Below are 4,388 nucleotides of genomic sequence, written 5' to 3' on the forward strand. Positions count from 1 at the left end.
GACGAATCTCCAGCCTGTCCTCACCTGTCAGCCTTGCTGCTTTCCCTCTGCCTCGCACCCAGTGCCTCCCGTCAAGCAGGGTGCCATGGTGAGCACCCACGTGGTGCGTTCACCGCTTGAGACCGCCGACATCGTGGTGGACGCCAAGCCACCCAGGCCACCTCCGCCACTCACCGAAACGACCTTCCGAATGGTCAGCGTCCTGGCTACGGAGAGCTGAATGGCGCCACCACCAGCGCCACCGGAGCCAGTCTGGCTAACTCCATTGCCTCCCGCGCATCCCCCAAAGAGTGGCGAGATGGCCGATGCCTGCTGGACCCCCATGTCACCCCCCGTGGTCGAGGTGTTTGAGGTGCTGCCGCCAAGCGCTCCAATCGTTGCACCGCCCGCGCCGCCTCCACCTCCGCCCAGGATTTGTAGCCTGGCTTCACCCCCGGATTCGTCCGAGTAAACTTGTCTCGTCCCCATCTTGCCCTGCGACGCTGCGCATGCTCGATTGCCCCCGGTTCCGGGAACCGGCGCTCCGTTCACGATGCGCCCACTGGCCAGGATGTCATGGCTCAGGGTCGCATCCCCATACACCGCGAAGATGACCGGGCGGCTGCCTACAATGCGCAGTTCGCCGCCCAGGGCCAGGGTCCGCACGGGAATGAGAAGGATTTCGGGGGCGTCTCCAGACTGGGGCAGAGTTTTGATGGTGAAGTCTCCCGTATCTGGGCCAGCGCCAGCGGGCGCCCAGGTGCCGACGCTCGTGTCGAACACCACGGCCCCGGTGGTTCGCAGTTCACCAATCTCCTGGCTTGGGATGCTGTTCGGATCGAAGTTGCTCGGGACAAAGGGAAACGTGACGCATTGGCCATCGGCACGGCAAACATGCGGAATCCCAGACCCGTCTTCGCCGCAAGGCTGGTTGAGTTGTGCCGGATCGGGTGAGTAAAGGCAGGACGAGTTACGCGTGCAGCCCGCTACCTGAGTGCAATCCTTGGCCGGGCAAGGTGTGGGTATGCCAATGCATGCACCGCTGCCATTGCAGGAACCTGGATCATGGCAGACGTCGCCATCGATGCAGGGCTTTTCCAAGCAGTCGCTGTCCTCGCAGGATTTGTGGCCATCGCAGTCGGAGTCGATATCCGCGGTGCACATTTCAATGGCCCCCGGGTAGATGTCCGAGCGGGAGTCATCACAGTCGGGCAATTCCGTGCCGGAAACACTCGCGACGAAGCCGTCGCCATCCCGGTCCGCAGCCAGCAAGGTGACGGTCCAGTCGATGGACTTGCCGGGCGGTGCATCCAACGCACGGTCCTCGTGGACCTCCACGAGTGCCCCCGCACATTGATTGCCGTTGAAGGCAGAGAATGAAGTCACCGTCACGTTCAGCCGATCGCCCCACGCCGCCTTGCGGACCATCGCGACCTGAACTTCCTTCGCGTCAGGCCCCTTGAGCTGGTCGGAGGGAAGGTCTGTTCCCACCCGATTGCTCCCGTCACCTATCTCTACGCGTAGGCACTGGGGTCGGTAGGACGGGTACTTCACGGTCACGCGAAGCACGCCCTCGGCGGGCTCCTTCATGCGGCAGGCGGACAGCAGCACCACGCAGGTCAATAGACAGAACAGACGCATGGTGCCGCACTGTACCCGTCAGCCCTCCATTGCTGGAATTCCAGGCGGGAGGCGGGTCAGGGGGCCGTGCAACCACCTGAGGCCGGAGGGCTGATGAGGTGCCCAATCGCGAGGGAACAGGACTGGACGCTGCGCAGGTGGATGGAGCCCGCGGCGCCGCCGCCTCCGCCGCCGCTGCCTTCGGTATTGAAGGCGTCCTTGATTCCGTCAGAGCCTTTGACGGGACCTGCCGTGCCGGCCCCGCCAGCGCCCTGAAGCATCCCCTCATTTTCGATTTCCCCTCTGAGCTTGCTCGCTCGGCTGCTCATGCATTCTCCGAGGGGAATCTTCAAATGAGGGGATAGCTCAGGCCAGCGCCGCCGCTTCCTCCTGTGTCATTCCCGCTGTCGCCGCCAGCGGCTGGGTTCGCTGAGTCCTCGCTGCCATTGGCTCCATCCACGCCGTCATTGTTTGTACTGCTGCCACCCCTGCCACCACCGCCGCCATTGGCAGTGACGCGGGCACTCGCATGGAGCGTCAGCTGGAAGGCTTCGAGCACCACCCTGCCGCCGCTACCGCCCCCGCCCGCGCCCCCTCCAACGCCTCTCTGTCCACCGAAGCCACTCGCGCCGACGGCTTTCGAAATCGTCAGATTGCGTGCGACCGACAACTGGATGGCGCCGCCTCCGGCTCCACCCGTGCCGGGAGTGGCGGAACCATTGCCGCCACCGTTGCCGCCCGGGCAGCCTCCCAGGAGGGGCTCGGCCCCGGTGGGCCGGGATGTTCCCGCAGCGCCAAACCTTTGGCTGTTGTTGTAGCCCGCTCCTCCGTTAACGCCAGGCGTGCCATTGCCAGCGCCGCCACCGCCACCGCCAGTCTTTCCGCCGTACGTGCCGTTCCCGCCCTGGGAGGCGCCGCAAGCCGCGGTGGGATTCATGATGCTGCCCGAGGCCAGGATGGACTGGCTGACGTTCGCGTCGCCATAGACCGCCAGGATGACGGGGGAAGGGCCAATGATTCGCAGGGGCCCATTCAGCTCGAGTGTCTTCACCGGGATGAGCAGCACGGGCGGATTCCCGTTCTGCTGCGGCATCGACACAATCTTGAGCGATGCCGCGGTGGAGATGGCACTCGTGGGGTTCCAGCTCTTGTCGGCGGTGTTGAACGTGATGTCAGCGCTGGTCTTGAGCTCACCGATGTCCGCGGCCGCGATGGTCGTCGGATCGAAGTTGTAGGGCCGGTAGGGGAACGGGCTGCACGAGAGGTCCGCCTGGCACACACCGGGAACTCCTCCCGAAGTCGTGCAGAGGCCGTTGACGTCGGGCTCGAACTCGCAGTCGCTCGTGGCCGAGCAGACCTGCTTGACCTTTTGGCACAGCGGCGCCGTGCAGACCTTGGGTGTTCCCACGCAGTGTCCGTTCCCATCACAGCGGTCCGGCTCGGTGCACCTCTCGTTGTCCTGGCAGGGAGTCGTGTTGGGGATCGGCGTGAAGTCACAGGTGCCGGTGTTCACGTTGCAGGTGCCCTGGGCCGCCAAGCACTGCTCCGTGGTGGTACAAGACACCGGGGTGCCCGAGCACGTCCCGTTGGCGTCGCACTTGTCTGCGTTCGTGCACTTGTTGCCGTCGTCGCAGGGCTGGCCCGCGGGGGAGCTGACGGTCTCGCACATGCCTGTCTCGGGCTTGCACTCCTGACGTGGCTGGCACGCGCCGCCAGGCTGGGGACAGGTCTTCGTGCTCTCGGGGGCACACCGCGCCTCGCGGCCCGTGCCCACACAGCGGTCGTTCAGCGTGCACGCATCGCCGTCGTCGCATGGCGTGCCGTAGCAGTTCGCCTCCTGGCAGCCCACCAATTCATTGCAGTTGAGGTCCACCGTGCCGCCGCAGGTCTCGGTGGCGCCAGGGTGGATGTCCGCGTTCAAGTCGTCGCAGTCGGGCTGCTTCCTCCAGGTGGCACCCGTGAGGTGCTCGTCCTTGTCGCTGTCCTCGGCGGAGAGCCGGAGGTCCCACCGGGCGAACGCCTTCGCGGGGACGACCACGGGCTGCTCGCTGGAGCGCGTCTCCACGACCTCGCCCGCGCACCGGTTGCCCGTGGCCTCCGTGAACGACGACACCGTGAGGCTCAGCGCCGTGTCCCAGTCCGCCTTGCGGCGCACCGCGACCAGGACCTCTTGCTTCTCCGGGTTCTTGAACGCGCTGGCAGGGATGTCCGTGGCCTCCTGGTGCCCCTTCTCGTCCTTCGCCTCCACGCGCACGCACGCGGGCTTGAAGGTGCCGTAGGTCACGGACACACGGATGGCGCCTTCGTCGGGGGCCTTCTCCCCGCAGGCAGCCAGCAGCAACGCACATCCCAACAGGCAGAGCCGATACACGGCTCCGCAGTCTACCTGTCGTCCCTTCTCCCCTGAAATCTCGCGGCTGATGACGTGACCCGTGGCCAACCCGACACGTCAGGGGGCGGGGGCGGGACAGCCACCCGTAGGGGCAGGGCTGAGCACGGCGTCGTTCAGGACGCAGGAGCGAACACTGCGCAGGTGGATGGAGCCCGCGGCGCCGCCGCCACCGCCGCCAGCACCGTTCACCAGCACGAGCGTTCCTCCGTTGTCGCCGGACGTGGGGGCGCTTGAGGTGCCACCCTTGCCACCATCTCCACCCAGGGGAGTGCCATCCGCGCCGCCGTTGGCGCTGCTGTTGGAGTCCTCGCGGCCACTCGCGCCATCGCTTCCATCACTGGCAGCGGCGCCCTCGCCACCACCGCCGCCATTGGCGGTGATCCGCGCGTTGGACGTC

The 4,388-nt window shown here is 66.2% G+C and carries 2 protein-coding genes and 1 pseudogene; all 3 read right to left on the bottom strand.

Annotated elements, in window-relative coordinates; translation table 11 throughout:
- Positions 1-27: 27 nt before the first annotated feature.
- Positions 28-1,620 (bottom strand): putative metal-binding motif-containing protein, encoded by a 1,593-nt coding sequence (locus D7Y15_RS42425; RefSeq protein ID WP_121756109.1) that lies wholly within the window; start codon positions 1,618-1,620, stop codon positions 28-30.
- Between the two features lie 328 nt (positions 1,621-1,948).
- Entirely contained in the window at positions 1,949-3,970 is a 2,022-nt protein-coding gene (locus D7Y15_RS42435; protein ID WP_121756111.1) for a putative metal-binding motif-containing protein, read from the bottom strand.
- Positions 3,971-4,048: 78 nt separating this feature from the next.
- Positions 4,049-4,388 (bottom strand): annotated as a pseudogene (locus D7Y15_RS42440) (hypothetical protein); the annotation flags it as partial.

This window comes from Corallococcus sp. AB030 (genome assembly GCF_003668965.1).
Classification (GTDB): Bacteria; Myxococcota; Myxococcia; order Myxococcales; family Myxococcaceae; genus Corallococcus; species Corallococcus exiguus.